Below are 15737 nucleotides of genomic sequence, written 5' to 3'. Positions count from 1 at the left end.
TAACCCGGCACATTGGCCGGGTAACACCTGCACAGTCAGATGACTGATGACCGAAAGCCGCGTGCGTCAGCTGGCAGCAAAAGGCAGGGAGAGGCGCTTGGCAAGCGCCTGGAAGTGCTGGCTGATCTCGGCACCAAACAGAGGATCACCGATAGCTCGGTTCTGCCAGTTTTGCTCCAGATGACGCCAGTCATCCTCGGTCAGGGAGTCACGCAGATGGGGGAAGATCACCCCTTCTTCGTAGTTCATGTGTGCCTCTTGCAGCTCCACGAAGCGCTCCAGCTTGGCGGTGAACTGATCGAGCGGGATCACCGCATCCATCAGGATCATCTCCACCATCTCCTTGAGCTCGGTCCCCGCCTCCAGCAACTTGAGATGCTCCTCATGCAAGCGGTTCGCGACATCCCCCTCCACCACCCGGTATTTCAGGTAGTAGTCATAGACAAGATCTTCCTTGGGGTGGTGATACTTGTCAGAAACCTCCCGCAGATAATCGATGACATCGCGCACCAGAAAATAGCTGATAGGTTGCTCGGCACGAATGGCGGCTAGCTTCTGCTTCAGCAGATCCAGCAGTCGGGCGATATTGAGGTGATCCTTGTGCAAACTCGATAACATGGGCACTCCTTGGCGCTGAAATAAAATGTTACTTTCCTGAGTATACGGTCATTTGTCGCCCGAACTTTGCACTCAATCAAGTGGTTGGCAGACAGATTGCCATTCGATCGGGCTTTTACCCTGCAATTCCAGCAGGCGGTTGGTCTCGGAAAAGTGGCCGCAGCCGATAAAACCACGGTGGGCTGAAAGGGGGCTGGGATGGGGTGCCGTCAACACGTGGTGGCGCTGCCGGTCGATAAAACGCCCTTTCTTCTGGGCATGGGAGCCCCACAACAGAAATACCACCCCGTTACAACTGGCATTGATCTGCTCGATGACCCGATCGGTGAAGGTTTCCCACCCCAGATGGGCATGAGAGTGTGCCTGACCGGCCTGCACTGTCAGCACTGTGTTGAGCAGCAGAACCCCCTGTCTGGCCCAGGACTCCAGAAAACCGTGATTGGGTGTGACGAAACCAGGCAGATCCCGCTGCATCTCCTTATAGATGTTGACCAGTGAGGGGGGAGTACGCACCCCGGGCAGGACGGAGAAGCAGAGACCATGTGCCTGATTCGGGCCATGGTAGGGATCCTGCCCCAGGATCACCACCTTGACCTGATCCAGTTCGGTCAGTTTGAAAGCATTGAACACATCGGCCGGGGGGGGGTAGATCACCTTGCCCGCTTCCCGCTCTGCCCTGACGGTCGCCAGCGTACACTTGAAATAGTCCTGCTCTTTTTCAGAGCCAATCACATCACTCCAGGTCAGCACCCCGGCCTCCTCACTTGATACGGCGAAGGAGTCAGGATAGGGGGGCAGCCCGCAAGACGCAACCGTGACTCACACTTTCCAGAGCCTGGCGAGCCGGCCGGAGCGCTCCAGTTTGTGCAGACCGGCGTTAAACAGCAACATCAAGCGGCGGGCATCGGGATCGGCCTTGCGCATCAGCAGATAGCCCGGCTGGGACCAGATGGGATCGGGGGCACCACTCAATGCTGCCGCTTGGGGATGACGAGAGAGAACCTGCTGAAACAGAACCTGTGCCACCTGTTCATCCATGACCAGATAACGAATGCGTCCGGTGAGCAGTTTCTCCATGCTCTCCTCATCGGAGTCGGACCACTCAAGAGACAGCTCGGATTGTCTTGCTGCAAACCCTTCACCATAAAAATAGCCACGGGTAACCCCGACAGGCTCGTTTTTCAGCTCACCCAAACTGACCAATGGCGAACCATTAAGTGCAAGCAGACGGGTCGTAAATTTGCCCAGCGATGCAGAGAGATAGAAGTGCTGCTCGCGCTCGCGAGAGCGAAACCAGGGCATGGTAATCATATAACGCCCTTCAAGAGTCAGGCTGTATGCCTCAGACCAGGGGTAGAAATGAAAGCTGACATCGACCCCCTGCTCGGCAAAGGCCTCACGTACCACCTGACAGAGAAACCCCTGATTGGGCAGCGACTCACTGATATAAGGCGGCCATTCGCCCACCGCTATGCGTACTGTTTCGGCCCGGACCACAGCTGTGATTGCCCAGCAACAGAACAGGGCCAACCATCCCCACATTCGCCACCTGATATTCACCCGACACTCTCCTTGCTTTCTGCTGAGTGTAGCCAACTCCTCAATCCACCACAGAAAAGCCGAAAAAGATGTAGTTAAATTACTAGATTAAAAAGATAAAAGATGCATAATTTTGATATCTTACAAAATCAGAAAAATGACCTATTTTTGATTCAACTCAAGAATTTAATCCCATTCAAATGGCGCTTTATTGATTTTTATTGATCTAGATCAATTTTAGTAATATTACCAACATGGTATATATGACCTCATCAAAGCAAAGGTGTAAGGCAAGGGCCCTTTAAGCCACCACAATTAACGGTAGCTTAAATACATCAGGGTAATTTCCTTACAGTTGGATTCGCGTTCCCATTGAGGAGTCATACCATGATCAAAGGCATTCAAATCACCCAGGCTGCCAACACCGCCCTGCTGAACTCTTTCTGGCTGCTGGACGAAGAGAAGCAACAGGCTCGCTGCATCTGTGTCAAAGGCGATGCCTTTGCTGCCGATCAGGAAGTCGCACTCTCTGATCTGGGTCAGTTCGAATACCGCGAACTGCCTGTTCAGGCCGAACCGGCTGTTGAAGGTGGTCAGCACCTGAACGTCAACGTGCTGCGTCGCGAAACCCTGGAAGATGCTATCGAGAATCCGGAGAAGTACCCGCAGCTGACCATCCGCGTATCTGGCTACGCAGTGCGTTTCAACGCCCTGACCCCGGAACAGCAGCGTGACGTGGTTACCCGTACTTTCACCCAGAGCCTGTAATCAGCGTCCTGCAGTGAACCGCTGATACTTGCTGTATCAGCACAAAAAACGGCCTGTCGGCCGTTTTTTTATACGTGCTTTCACTGGGCAAGCGCAAAAAACAAGGCCTCGCATTGCGAGGCCTTGTGATAAGTGCTTGTCCCATCAAGCAGAGGTATCCAGGGGCTCAAAACCCTTGATCAGGTCATCGATGGCCTTCATCTGTTTGAGGAAGCCTTCCAGCTTGTCGAGCGGCAGGGCGCTCGGGCCATCACAGCGGGCAATTTTCGGATCCGGGTGTGATTCGATAAAGAGACCTGCCAGACCGACCGCCATTCCGGCGCGCGCCAGCTCGGTCACTTGCTCGCGACGGCCACCGGAGGCGGCACCCAGCGGATCACGGCACTGCAGGGAGTGGGTTACGTCGAAGATAACCGGATAGCCACCAGTGCTCTTTTTCATGACGCCCAGACCCAGCATGTCCACTACCAGGTTGTCGTAACCGAAGTTGGCACCGCGCTCGCACAGGATCAGCTGATCGTTGCCGCACTCCTCGAACTTGTCGGTAATGTTCTTCATCTGGCTTGGGCTAAGGAACTGCGGCTTCTTGATGTTGATGACGTTGCCGGTACGGGCCATGGCTTCCACCAGATCGGTCTGGCGCGCCAGGAAGGCGGGCAGCTGGATAACGTCAACCACCTCGGCGACCGGCTTGGCCTGATGGGGTTCGTGCAGATCGGAGATGACCGGCATGCCGAAGGTCGCTTTCAGCTCCTGGAAAATCTTCATCCCCTCTTCCAGACCCGGACCGCGGTAGGAGTGGATGGAGGAGCGGTTGGCCTTGTCCCAGCTCGCCTTGAAGACAAACGGGATGCCCAGCTTGCTGGTCACTTCCACGTACTTCTCGCACACCGCCATCGCCATGTCGCGGGATTCCAGCACGTTCATGCCGCCAAACAGCACGAACGGTTTGTCGTTGGCAACGTCGATCTGGTTGATCTTGATATTCTTCTGTTCCATCTAAGACATCCTTAATAAAAGGGCCTGAAGCCTAGTTAATCCGTTGCGACCGGACGCAGCGGTCTTGATATTCTTCTGTTTCAGTTTCAAGCACCCCTTAATGGAGGGGCTTGGGGCTCAGATCCAGCGCGGCCAGCTGCACTTTCAGCACATCGGCGACCGGGTCGTCCGGGCATTGTTCAATAAAATATTCAAAATCATCGGCGGCCTGGCGCGGGCAATCGAGCTGCTCGTAGATAAAGCCGCGATCCCGCGTCTCCAGCGGATCGCCGGGCTTCATCCGCAACAACAGCTCGCTGCAACGCAGCGCCTCGGGCATGCGATCTTCCCGCAGCAGGGCACCCTTGCTGACGTTGAGCAGCCGTTCGATGATCTCCCACTGGCCGGAGGGCTGCAGGTAGTCGGGAGTGAGGGTCGCCAAGTCCCCCAACGCACCGCGCAGCAGCAGCTCGATGCGGGCCAGGCTCAGCTCGTCGCCGGTAAAGGGGTCGACATAGACCTCCCCCTCGCCACCGGCAAAGCTCACCAGGAAGTGGCCGGGGAAGCAGATCCCCTCCACATCGAGCCCGAGCTTGCGCCCCAGCTGGATGATGAGAATGCCGAGGCTGACCGGGATCCCTTTGCGCTGAACCAGCACCTGATTGAGATCGCAGTTGTTGGCAGAGAAATAATCCTGCCAGTCGCCATGAAAACCGAGGCTGTGGTAAAAGCCCTGCAGCAACTGCTGGCGCACTTCGTCGCAGGTGCCCTCTTCGATCTGCTCGTCCAGCCACTCGTCCAGCAGGTTCAACTCGCGGATCCCCTCCTCGACCGAGCCATAAATCTCGTCGCTGACTGACAACGCCAGCTCGGTGATGTCGTGGGCTTCGAAATCGGTCCATTCGTCTATGTGTAACATTCTCTTCATGCCTTAGCCGAACACACTCGTCTGTTTGAGCACTGCCAACTTGGCAATAAAGTAGATCCAGCCGAGCGCCCCCAGAAAGGAGCACCAGCGCACCAAATTGCTTTTGGCCAGCCGCAGCGCCATCGCCGCCAGAAATACCAGCACCAGAATGGCCATCAGCTTCTCGCTGAGCCAGGGCGTTCCGTTATTGAGCGGGTTGAGATCCAGCACCATGCAGAGCAATACGCCGGAGAGCACCACCAGCCCGTTGAGCCAGCCGCTGACCTTCATCACCGGCGCGCTATAGGCACGGCCAGTAGCGGTCTGTACCCAGTAGAAGCGGAGCATAAACATCAGCACTGCCCCGGCAATCAGGGTGAGGTGCAGGTGTTTGAGCACAAAAACCATATTCAATCCTTGCATGGGGGCGCACAGGCAACCCGCCGTGTAACAGTGAGGAACCGTCAGCGCAGCGGGCAGAGGCCCAGCGTCACCCTGTCGTTATCCCCGTAATCGCGCACCGTGGCTACCTCACGGTAGCCGCCATCACGCAGCAACTGACGCACCGCCTCCCCCTGATCCCAGCCATGCTCCAGCAGCAACCAGCCGTCAGGCAACAGATAAGCGGGGGCATGGGCCACGATGTGGCGGATATCGGCCAGCCCGGCGTCATCGGCAACCAGCGCCGAGCGGGGTTCAAAGCGCACGTCACCCTGCTCGAGATGGGGATCGGCGCCATCAATATAGGGGGGATTGGAGACAATCACCGCAAAACGTGGCGCTTCGTCGCGATCCGGCTCGCCAAGGGGCTCGAACCAGCTGCCATCGCGCACCTCGATGGGTAGCCCCAGCGCGGCGCTGTTCTCGCGGGCCAGCGCCGCGGCATCCGCCATCCGATCCACCGCCCACACATCGACCTCGGGCCGCTCGGACTTGAGCGCCAGCGCGATGGCGCCGGTGCCGGTGCCGAGATCCAGCACGGCGCAAGGACCTTGCGGGATTCTGGTCAGCGCCTGCTCGACCAGCACCTCGGTATCGGGGCGCGGGATCAGGGTCGCCGGGCTCACCTTGAGGGGCAGCGACCAGAACTCCCGCTCGCCCACCAGATGGGCGATGGGCTCGCCGTTGAGACGACGAGCCAGCCACCCCTGCAGGGTGGCCTGCTGGGCGGCATCCAGCTCACGCTCGGGCCAGGTCATCAGATAGCTGCGACGACACCCGAGCAGATGACAGAGCAGTACATCGGCATCGGCGCGGGGGGACTCCCCCTCAGCCAACACAGTCATGATATGGGCGCGGGCCTGCTGGATCTGCATCAGTGCCACTCCACCTTATGGGCAGAACACTTAATGCGAGCTTGCCGGATCACCATTTGCATCAGTTGTTCTCGGCCAGCGAGGCGAGCTGATCGGCCTGATACTCTTGCACCAGCGGGGTGATGACGCAGTCCAGATCCCCTTCCAAAATTTCGGAGAGGCGGTACAGGGTCAGGTTGATGCGGTGCTCGGAGAGGCGGCCCTGCGGATAGTTGTAGGTGCGAATGCGCTCTGAGCGGTCGCCGGAGCCCACCAGATTGCGGCGGGTGCTCTGCTCGGCGGCGCGATGGCGCTCATCCTCGGCCGCCTGCAGGCGGGCAGAGAGTACCGACATCGCCTTGGCGCGGTTCTTGTGCTGGGAGCGCTCGTCCTGGCACTCCACCACCAGACCGGTCGGCAGGTGGGTGATGCGGATGGCCGAGTCGGTCTTGTTGACGTGCTGACCACCGGCACCGGAGGCACGGAAGGTGTCGATCTTCAGATCGGAAGGGTTGATCTCGATCTGCTCGGCTTCCGGCACTTCCGGCAGCACGGCGACGGTACAGGCGGAGGTGTGCACCCGGCCCTGGGATTCGGTCTCCGGCACCCGCTGTACCCGGTGACCACCGGATTCAAACTTGAGACGGCCATAGACGCGCTCGCCGTCGATCTTGGCGATCACCTCCTTGTAGCCACCATATTCACCGTCATTGCAGCTGACGATGGAGACACGCCAGCCCTGACGCTCGGCAAACCGTGAATACATGCGGAACAGGTCACCGGCAAAGATGGCCGCTTCGTCGCCACCGGCACCGGCGCGGATCTCCAGATAGCAGTTGTTGTCATCCTTGGGATCCTTGGGCAGCAACATCAGTTGCAGCTCCTGCTCCAACGCCTCCAGATTAGCCTTGGCCAGCGGCAGCTCCTCCTGCGCCATCTCGCGCAGGTCGGCATCATCCTCCTCCAGCATCATCTGGGTGGTCTCAAGATCATCCTGCGCCTGACGGTAACGCTGGAAGGCGTGAACGATATCTTCCAGCTGGGCATATTCGCGGGTCAGGGCGCGGTAGCGATCCTGATCCGAGACCACGTCTGGCTCGCCGAGCATGGCCTGTACTTCTTCGTGGCGCTCGATGAGGCCTTCCAGCTTTCTGATCAGTGACGGATTCATAACTCTTGCATTCTCAATGGAGGACGGGACAACCGGCAGGTTGCCCGAAAATTATGGCTCTTGTGACAACCCCAGCGCCTGCCGCAAGCGGGAGAGCTCGCTCTGATCCCCCTGGGAGGCAGCCTGGCGCAACGCCTGGGTCGGTGCGTGGATCAATTTGTTGGTGAGGCGATGGGCCATCGCCTTGAGCGCCTGTTCGGCACTCTCGCCCTGCGCCAATGCCAGCAGGGCCCGTTGCAACTCTTCATCAGCCACTTGCTGTGACTGATGGCGGTAATCGCGAATGAGGTCGACCGAGCTCTGGCCGCGATACCAACCCATAAACTCGTCGCGCTCTTCCTGCACGATTACCTCGGCTTGTGCCGCGGCCCGTTTACGGGTTTCGAGGTTCTGCTCGATGATCCCCTGCAAATCATCCACCGTGTAGAGATAGGCATCGGAGAGCTCATCGACTTCGGCTTCGATGTCGCGCGGCACGGCAATATCCACCAGAAACATGGGTTTGAAGCGGCGGGCCTTCAGCGCGCGCTCCACCATCCCCTTGCCGATGATGGGCAGGGGGCTGGCGGTCGAGCTGATGACGATATCCGCTTCGTGCAGATAGTCGGGGATCTCTTCGAGCGTCATCACCTGGGCGCCGAATTCGGCTGCCAGGGTCTGGGCACGCTGCAGGGTGCGGTTAGCCACCATCATCTTGGTGACGTTCTGCTCGCGCAGATGACGGGCCACCAGTTCGATGGTCTCCCCCGCCCCGACCAGCAATACCTTGGTCTGGGAGAGATCGGAGAAGATCCGCCGACCCAGGCTGACGGCAGCAAAGGCCACCGACACGGCACTGGCGCCAATCTCGGTATCGGTACGCACCCGTTTGGCCACCGAGAAGGATTTCTGGAACAGCCGCTCCAGCGCCCCCTTCACCGACTCCGCCTGCTGGGCGTGGGCATAGGATTGCTTGATCTGCCCCAGGATCTGCGGCTCCCCCAACACCAGCGAGTCGAGCCCGCACGCCACCCGCATCAAGTGGCGCACCGCCTCTTCATCGTGATGCTGATAGATGGCAGTGACCAGTTCGGCCGCGTCCAGCCCGTGGAACTGCTGCAGCCAGCGCAGCACTTGCTCCTGCCGCTCCTCCTCCAGATTGCAATAGAGTTCGGTCCGGTTGCAGGTGGAGACGATCACCGCCTCGCTGACACCGGGTTGGCTCACCAGCTCACGCAAGGCGCGATCGATGCAGTCCGGGCCAAAGGCGACCCGTTCCCGCAAGGCGACACTGGCGGTGTTGTGGTTGATTCCGAGGGCAAGCAAACTCATGAGTGGGCGACGATCATTTCATACGCTGGGTGCAAAGGCTGCCAATTGTACGAGAAAGGGTAAGTCTTTAAAAGCAATACGGCCGCCCCGTATACTGTGGCAAATTCCTCTCTCTGGAGCCGTCCCTTGCTGCTACGTATTTTTACCCTCACCAGCCTGCTGTTGCTGGCCGGTTGTGCCACCACCCAGCCCCAGCGTGACCAGGTGAACTGGAACCAGGAGCGGGCCCGTCTCGAGCAGCTGACCCACTGGCAGCTATCCGGCAAGATGGCCATCATCACCCCCCAGCAAAAGGGCAGCGCCCGTCTCAACTGGCAGCAGGATGGGGAGGATTATCGTCTCAACCTCACCAGCCTGATTGGCACCAACATTCTGGAGCTCTCCCGCAGCAAGGGGGAGATCACCCTGCTCGACAGCGACGGCAATCGCCACCAGAGCCAAGACGCCGAAGCGCTCATCTATCAACTGACCGGCTGGCATATTCCGGTCGCCGGATTGCCAGAGTGGATCAAGGGGCTGCCGGGTCAGGCGGAATTTGCGCTCAACCCCGACAGCAGTCTGGCCAGCGTGCGCGACGGCCAGTGGCAGATCGTCTATGGCGATTATCGGGATCAGGATGGCTACCGCCTGCCGCACCAGCTGACCATGACCGGCCAGAACAGCCGCCTCAAGCTTCAGATCAACCAATGGACTCTTGCACGTTAATGGCTTCCACACGCTGGCCGGCACCGGCCAAACTCAACCTGTTTCTACACGTCAATGGCCGTCGTCCCGATGGCTATCACGAGCTGCAGACCCTGTTTATCTTCCTCAACCACAGCGACTGGCTCGAGTTCGAGGTGATACCGAATAGCGACACTCTCACCCTGAGCCCGGCCATTCCCGGTGTGCCGGATGAGCAGAATCTGATTATCCGGGCGGCGCGCCTGCTGCAGGCAACCCTGTCGAGCCCGCAAGGTGCCCATATCCGGCTGGAAAAAGTGCTTCCCATGGGAGGCGGTATTGGCGGCGGTTCATCCGATGCAGCGACCACGCTGGTAGCGCTTAACCACCTCTGGCAGGCGGGTTTGAGTGAAGATGAACTGGCTGCGCTCGGCGTCCAGCTGGGGGCCGATGTGCCGGTGTTTGTCCGTGGCAAGGCGGCCTTTGCCGAAGGGGTGGGCGAGCGGCTGCAACCGGTCGAACTACCCGATGCCTGGTATCTGGTACTCAAACCCGATTGCCATGTAGCGACCGCAGCCGTATTCCAGGATCCGGAGCTGCCGAGAGCCACGCCGAAAATGTCGCTGGACAACCTGCTGGAAGGCGAGTGGAAAAACGATTGCGAATCACTGGTGAAAAAGCGCCACCCCGAGGTTGCCAATGCGCTCGGCTGGTTGCTAGAATACGCGCCGTCAAGAATGACGGGCACAGGAGCCTGCGTCTTTGCTCAATTTGAAGACGAAGTGACTGCTCGGGAAGTGTTGGCCTGCGTGCCGAAGGGACTTGATGGGTTTGTCGCCAAGGGCGAGAACATATCACCTCTCTTCTCCACATTGCAACAGTTCAAATGATTGGGGTATCGCCAAGCGGTAAGGCAGCGGGTTTTGATCTCGCCATTCCTAGGTTCGAATCCTAGTACCCCAGCCAATTTTACCGAACGGTATTGATGATGATTAACGTGGCCGGTTTTGCACTCGGCCACGGATTCGGGTTACCGGTATCATCACATTCATTGGGCAGCAGACACCTTGTACGTTATCTTGATAAATCGTTTGCCCCAAAACGATAGGGTCTGATTTCAGACTCCCCCACATACTGGATGCAACCCCGAGGTTTCAAACCGTGCCTGACATGAAGCTGTTTGCTGGTAACGCAACGCCGGAACTAGCCCAGAAGATCGCAGATCGCCTGTTTATCAAACTCGGCAATGCTGCCGTAGGTCGCTTTAGCGACGGCGAGATCAGCGTACAGATCAATGAGAATGTACGTGGTGGCGATATCTTCATCATTCAATCCACCTGTGCCCCGACCAACGACAATTTGATGGAATTGATCGTCATGGTGGATGCTCTGCGTCGTGCTTCAGCTGGCCGTATCACTGCCGTTATCCCCTACTTTGGTTATGCCCGTCAGGACCGCCGCGTCCGCTCCGCCCGTGTGCCCATCACCGCCAAGGTTGTCGCTGACTTCCTCTCCAGCGTCGGTGTGGATCGCGTGCTGACCGTTGACCTGCATGCCGAGCAAATTCAAGGTTTCTTTGACGTTCCGGTAGACAACGTGTTCGGTAGCCCGGTGCTGCTGGAAGACATGAAGTCCAAGAACCTCGAGTCTCCTGTCGTTGTCTCCCCGGACATCGGTGGCGTCGTGCGTGCCCGCGCCATCGCCAAGCTGCTGGATGACACCGACATCGCCATCATCGACAAGCGCCGTCCCCGCCCGAACGTCTCCCAGGTCATGCACCTGATCGGTGACGTTGCCGGCCGCGACTGCATCATCGTTGATGACATGATCGACACCGGCGGCACCCTGTGCAAAGCCGCAGAGGCCCTGAAAGAGCGCGGTGCCAAGCGTGTATTCGCCTACGCTACCCACCCGGTCTTCTCCGGTTCCGCCGTCGAGAACATCAAGAACTCCGTTATCGATGAACTGATCATCACCGACTCCATCCCGCTCACTGCGGAGATGAAAGCGGTCGGCAAGGTCAAGCAGCTGACGCTGTCAACTGTACTGGCCGAAGCCATTCGTCGCATCAGCAACGAAGAGTCCATCTCTGCCATGTTTGAGCATTGATAGATTCAGCAATAACGAAAACCGCCATCAGGCGGTTTTCGTCTTTCTGGACCTTCTCTTTCCAACTTTCTGCTATCTGGTACGACCCTGCCCCCGGCAGGCTTAAGGATTTACCCATGAATTGCTTGCGTCCCCTCCTGCTCGCGACCCTTACCTCCGCCCTGTTCGCCTGTCAGCCCGTCAAAGAGAACCCGCCCTTCGTGCTGACCCTGGCTCACATGAACGACACCCACTCCCAGTTTGATCCGGTCAATGCCGAGATCAAAGGGCAGATCTTTGCCCAGCAGGGGGAGACGGACACCCTCTATACCCGCTTTGGCGGTTACCCGCGCCTGCTGACCATGGCGAAAGCCTATCAGGCCGATGCGCTGGCCAAGAACCAGCCCTTGCTGCTGCTGCACGGCGGCGATGCCTGGCAGGGCAGTGGCTACTTCAAGCTCAACGAGGGGATGGCCAACGCCGAGTTGCTGAGCCAGTTCGGCCTCGATGCCATGGCGCTGGGCAACCACGAGTTCGATCTGGATAACCAGAAGCTGGCCCGCTTCATCGAGGGGGTCAACTTCCCGGTGCTGGCCGCCAACCTCGACACCAAGGCCGATCCGGCCCTCAGCAAGGCTGACAACCTCAAGCCCTTCGTGGTCTACGCCTTTGACGGCAACCAGAAGAGCCCGGTCACCGATCTCGACAACCTGCCGCAAGGCAAACAGCTGGTCGCCGTCATCGGTCTGGTGCTGGAAGACATGGGCAATATCGCCCCCAACGTCGGCAAGCTGCGCTTTGGCAAGGAGGTCGCCTCGGCTCAGGCCACGGTCGACATGCTGCAAGCCAAGGGGATCCACCAGATCGTGGCGCTGACCCACATCGGCAACGAGCGGGATCTGGCGCTGGCGGCCAAGGTAAACGGCCTCGATGCCATCGTCGGCGGCCACTCCCACAGCCTGCTCGGCGATTTTCGCAATATCGGCTGGGGCAAGACCGGCGATTACGCCAAGCTGGTGACCAATCCGGATGGCATCGGCAAAACCTGCGTGGTGCAGGCGGGCTCCTACGCCCAGGCCATCGGTCTGGCACAGATAACCTTTGACAGCCAGGGTCAGGTGACCGACTGCCAGGGCCACAATAGCCTGCTGGCCAGCCGCGACTTCTTCGCCGATGCGGCGCGCAAGCAAGCGCTCGACGATGCCCGCAGCAAAGAGGCAAGCCAGTTTGTCGACAGCCAGCCCAATCTGGTCACCGTGGATGAAGATCCGCGTCTGCGCGGCATCATCGACAGCCACTACAAACCGGCGCTGGAGAAAGCCTACGGCCCGGTGATCGGCACCATCCCCGAGCAGCTGCAAAATGCCCGTCGCCCCGGCGACAACGGCAGCGACAGCCACGGCTCAGATGTCGCGCCGCTGGTTGCCGAAGGGGAGTTCTACTGGGCCAATACCCCAGCAGTGCAAGCCCTGACCGGCGGCCCGGTCGACTTCGCTCTAGTGGCGGTGGGCGGCGTGCGCGCCGACCTGCCCGCTGGCGAATGGCGCGAGGGGGACAGCTCCCTCACCCTGCTGCCGTTCAAGAACCAGCTCTCGGTGCTGACCCTGACCGGTGCCGAGGTACGCGCCCTGCTGACCGAGACCATCACCGCCACCCTGCCCGCCAGCGCCCATGCCGGCAAGTTCCCCTATGGCGGTAACCTGCGTTACACCTTCCAGGAGACCGACGCAGGCAAGGCGGGCACTCTGACCCAATTGCAGCGCAAAACCGCAAGCGGCGAGTGGCAGGATCTGGTGGATAGCCAGCGCTATCGGGTGGTGATGAACGCCTACAGCGCCAACGGCAACGATGGCTGGCAGGCACTGGCCAATGCCCAGCGTCAGAAGAGCGAGCGGGTCGATATCGCCAGCGTCAATGGCAAGTTGACCGCCTTCCCGGTGTTGAAAGTGGCACAAAACGGCGAACTGCTGAGCGCCGTCTATGCCCCGGACCAGGCCCTCGATTGCAAGGCCAGCGGCGTGGATTGTGGCACCGATGCAGCGTCTTTCGTGGAGTATGTGCGCGATGCCCGTCCCACCCTGACCGCACTGGATGAAGAGACCGTCACCTTGCTGCGTGCCAAATAACGACGGTAGTCAACCGGGCACAATCCATCGGTAAGCTGAAACGGGCCTCTTGCAAGAGGCCCGTTTGCCCACCGTTAGCCACCCATTGGCCGCAATAATGCTGCAAATCCCGCCATAACATGCGCATTGGTTGAGTGATCGCCACTCGGCGGCTAGAATATTGCGTCCTATTGCCCTGGGTAGTGTGCCCACGGCAGCTGCGAGTGAAGACATCAAGCGTGACAAGCGAAATCAAACTGATCGTCGGACTGGGCAACCCCGGCCCGGAATATGCTAAGACCCGCCACAATGCGGGCGCCTGGTATGTGGAGCAACTGGCCCGCTGGCACAATGTTAGCCTGCGTGAAGAACCCAAGTTCTTCGGCCATACTGCCCGCATCCTGGTCGAGGGGCAGGATGTGCGGCTGCTCATCCCGAACACCTACATGAATCTCTCTGGCAAGGCGGTGGCCGCACTGGCGCGTTTTTATCAGATTGAGCCGGAAGCGATGCTGGTGGCCCATGACGAACTGGATCTGCCGCCGGGCATCGCCAAGTTCAAGCAGGGTGGTGGTCATGGTGGCCATAACGGCCTCAAGGACATCATCGCCAAGATGGGCAACAACAATAACTTCTTCCGGCTGCGTCTCGGGATCGGCCATCCCGGCAGCAAAGAGCAGGTGGCTGGCTTCGTCCTGACCAGGGCCCCCAGCAGTGAACAGAACCTGATCGACGCCGCGCTGGACGAATCCCTGCGCGCCACCGATATCCTGTTCAAACAAGATATGACCAAGGCCATGAATCGCTTGCACAGCTTCAAAGCCGAATAAAGCATGACACGGGCCGCCTACGGGCGAGCCTCACAGCATCCATCAAGTAAGGTAACAATCCATGGGTTTTAAATGCGGTATCGTGGGCCTGCCCAATGTAGGCAAATCCACCCTGTTCAACGCACTGACCAAGGCCGGTATCGAAGCCGCCAACTTCCCGTTCTGCACCATCGAGCCGAACACAGGTGTGGTGCCGATGCCGGATCCCCGCCTCGATCAGCTGGCTGCCATCATCAATCCGCAGCGCGTTGTACCGACCACCATGGAATTTGTGGACATCGCCGGTCTGGTTGCCGGTGCCTCCAAGGGTGAAGGTCTGGGTAACCAGTTCCTGGCCAACATCCGTGAAACCGAAGCGATCGGCCACGTAGTGCGCTGCTTCGACGACGAGAACATCATTCACGTTGCCGGCAAGGTCTCCCCTGCTGACGATATCGAAGTGATCAACACCGAGCTGGCCCTGTCGGATCTGGACGCCTGCGAGCGCGCCATTCACCGCCAGTCCAAGCGCGCCAAAGGCGGCGACAAGGATGCCAAGCTTGAAGTAGAAGTGCTTGAGAAGATCAAGGTCGCACTGGAAAACGGCCAGATGATCCGCGGCATGAAGCTGGATAAGGAAGAGCTGGCCGCCGTGAGCCACCTCAACTTCCTGACCCTGAAACCAACCATGTATATCGCCAACGTGGCGGAAGATGGCTTCGAGAACAACCCCTATCTGGACAAGGTGCGTGAAATCGCCGCCGCCGAGAACGCGGTCGTGGTCGTGGTCTGCTGTGCCATCGAAGCCGACATCGCCGAACTGGACGACGAAGATCGCGCCGAGTTCATGGCTGACCTTGGTATCGAAGAGCCGGGCCTGAACCGCGTGATCCGCTCCGGCTACCAGCTGCTCAACCTGCAGACCTACTTCACCGCCGGTGTGAAAGAGGTGCGCGCCTGGACTATTCCGGTCGGTGCTACTGCCCCGCAAGCGGCTGGCAAGATCCACACTGACTTTGAAAAAGGCTTTATTCGCGCCCAAACCATCGCCTTTGAAGACTTTATCAACTACAAGGGTGAGCAAGGCGCCAAGGAAGCGGGCAAGATGCGCGCTGAAGGGAAAGATTACATCGTCAAAGATGGCGATATCATGAATTTCCTGTTCAACGTCTAATCCCATGACAGGCCAGCATTTGCTGGCCTGTTTTTTATCTGCCATTGCCCGGGCAATCATGGCAATGTCGTAAAAAAAAGCAGATTGTTGGGCTTTTGCGCAACAGAGACCAATAACTGGTCAAACGCACTCAAGTTGCGTTTTTCTGGCAAAAAAAGGGTTGACGCCCCAGAGCCAGATACGCATAATTCGGCCCGCACGGTGACGAGGTAACGACTCACCGGAAGCAAGGTTGGCTATGTAGCTCAGTTGGTTAGAGCATCGCACTCATAATGCGGGGGTCACAGGTTCGAATCCCGTCATAGCCACCA

Annotated in this window: 15 protein-coding genes, 2 tRNA genes and 1 pseudogene; 9 read left to right on the top strand and 9 right to left on the bottom strand. The window is 58.9% G+C overall.

Features of this window, described 5'->3' with window-relative positions:
* Positions 1–66 precede the first annotated feature (66 nt).
* The 3 genes from G5315_RS10125 to G5315_RS10115 form a co-directional block, all read right to left on the bottom strand.
* On the bottom strand, positions 67–618 hold the full coding sequence (locus G5315_RS10125) for a hemerythrin domain-containing protein (protein ID WP_216951846.1): 552 nt from the start codon (positions 616–618) through the stop codon (positions 67–69).
* Positions 619–690: 72 nt separating this feature from the next.
* Positions 691–1368 carry a uracil-DNA glycosylase gene (ung, locus tag G5315_RS10120; protein ID WP_227341130.1) on the bottom strand — a complete coding sequence of 226 codons (678 nt, stop codon included), beginning with the start codon at positions 1366–1368 and terminating at the stop codon, positions 691–693.
* Positions 1369–1437: 69 nt separating this feature from the next.
* The gene (locus tag G5315_RS10115; protein ID WP_421206196.1) at positions 1438–2160 is read right to left on the bottom strand and encodes a substrate-binding periplasmic protein; all 723 of its coding nucleotides are present in this window, start codon (positions 2158–2160) and stop codon (positions 1438–1440) included.
* Between the two features lie 384 nt (positions 2161–2544).
* On the opposite strand from G5315_RS10115, the gene grcA reads away from it, so the two are divergent.
* The gene (gene grcA / locus G5315_RS10110) at positions 2545–2925 is read left to right on the top strand and encodes an autonomous glycyl radical cofactor GrcA (RefSeq protein WP_005343856.1); all 381 of its coding nucleotides are present in this window, start codon (positions 2545–2547) and stop codon (positions 2923–2925) included.
* Between the two features lie 144 nt (positions 2926–3069).
* On the opposite strand, the gene kdsA is transcribed toward grcA, so the two are convergent.
* From kdsA to hemA, 6 genes are all read right to left on the bottom strand, one after another.
* The gene (kdsA, locus tag G5315_RS10105; protein ID WP_216951850.1) at positions 3070–3924 is read right to left on the bottom strand and encodes a 3-deoxy-8-phosphooctulonate synthase; all 855 of its coding nucleotides are present in this window, start codon (positions 3922–3924) and stop codon (positions 3070–3072) included.
* A 97-nt stretch (positions 3925–4021) separates the two neighbouring features.
* Positions 4022–4822, bottom strand: coding sequence for a SirB1 family protein (locus tag G5315_RS10100; RefSeq protein ID WP_005362204.1), 801 nt, complete (start codon positions 4820–4822; stop codon positions 4022–4024).
* A 12-nt stretch (positions 4823–4834) separates the two neighbouring features.
* On the bottom strand, positions 4835–5218 hold the full coding sequence (locus tag G5315_RS10095; RefSeq protein ID WP_005334939.1) for a SirB2 family protein: 384 nt from the start codon (positions 5216–5218) through the stop codon (positions 4835–4837).
* A 56-nt stretch (positions 5219–5274) separates the two neighbouring features.
* A complete protein-coding gene (prmC, locus tag G5315_RS10090; protein ID WP_421332978.1) occupies positions 5275–6126 on the bottom strand; it encodes a peptide chain release factor N(5)-glutamine methyltransferase in 852 nt (283 codons plus the stop codon).
* A gap of 61 nt (positions 6127–6187) precedes the next feature.
* Positions 6188–7276 carry a peptide chain release factor 1 gene (gene prfA, locus G5315_RS10085; RefSeq protein WP_005353897.1) on the bottom strand — a complete coding sequence of 363 codons (1089 nt, stop codon included), beginning with the start codon at positions 7274–7276 and terminating at the stop codon, positions 6188–6190.
* Positions 7277–7327: 51 nt separating this feature from the next.
* A complete protein-coding gene (gene hemA, locus G5315_RS10080) occupies positions 7328–8587 on the bottom strand; it encodes a glutamyl-tRNA reductase (RefSeq protein ID WP_005362209.1) in 1260 nt (419 codons plus the stop codon).
* Between the two features lie 126 nt (positions 8588–8713).
* On the opposite strand from hemA, the gene lolB reads away from it, so the two are divergent.
* The 8 genes and pseudogenes from lolB to G5315_RS10040 all read left to right on the top strand — a co-directional run bounded on the left by lolB (position 8714) and on the right by G5315_RS10040 (position 15737).
* Complete coding sequence (gene lolB, locus G5315_RS10075) at positions 8714–9292, top strand: lipoprotein insertase outer membrane protein LolB (RefSeq protein WP_421332977.1); 579 nt, start codon at positions 8714–8716, stop codon at positions 9290–9292.
* Positions 9292–10162: pseudogene (ispE, locus tag G5315_RS10070) on the top strand (4-(cytidine 5'-diphospho)-2-C-methyl-D-erythritol kinase). Before lolB ends, ispE begins: the two are co-directional and overlap by 1 nt.
* A tRNA-Gln gene (locus G5315_RS10065) sits at positions 10142–10216 on the top strand. Before ispE ends, G5315_RS10065 begins: the two are co-directional and overlap by 21 nt.
* 195 nt (positions 10217–10411) lie before the next feature.
* Positions 10412–11359 carry a ribose-phosphate pyrophosphokinase gene (locus G5315_RS10060; RefSeq protein WP_005343846.1) on the top strand — a complete coding sequence of 316 codons (948 nt, stop codon included), beginning with the start codon at positions 10412–10414 and terminating at the stop codon, positions 11357–11359.
* 116 nt (positions 11360–11475) lie between these two features.
* On the top strand, positions 11476–13464 hold the full coding sequence (locus G5315_RS10055) for a bifunctional metallophosphatase/5'-nucleotidase (RefSeq protein ID WP_421332976.1): 1989 nt from the start codon (positions 11476–11478) through the stop codon (positions 13462–13464).
* Between the two features lie 218 nt (positions 13465–13682).
* Entirely contained in the window at positions 13683–14273 is a 591-nt protein-coding gene (gene pth, locus G5315_RS10050; protein WP_227341136.1) for an aminoacyl-tRNA hydrolase, read from the top strand.
* Between the two features lie 61 nt (positions 14274–14334).
* Positions 14335–15426 (top strand): redox-regulated ATPase YchF, encoded by a 1092-nt coding sequence (ychF, locus tag G5315_RS10045; protein ID WP_005353921.1) that lies wholly within the window; start codon positions 14335–14337, stop codon positions 15424–15426.
* 234 nt (positions 15427–15660) lie between these two features.
* A tRNA-Met gene (locus tag G5315_RS10040) sits at positions 15661–15737 on the top strand.

The organism is Aeromonas sp. 603607 (assembly GCF_049171595.1).
GTDB classification, from domain to species: domain Bacteria; phylum Pseudomonadota; class Gammaproteobacteria; order Enterobacterales; family Aeromonadaceae; genus Aeromonas; species Aeromonas veronii.
This window is presented reverse-complemented; position numbering and strand designations above follow the sequence as displayed.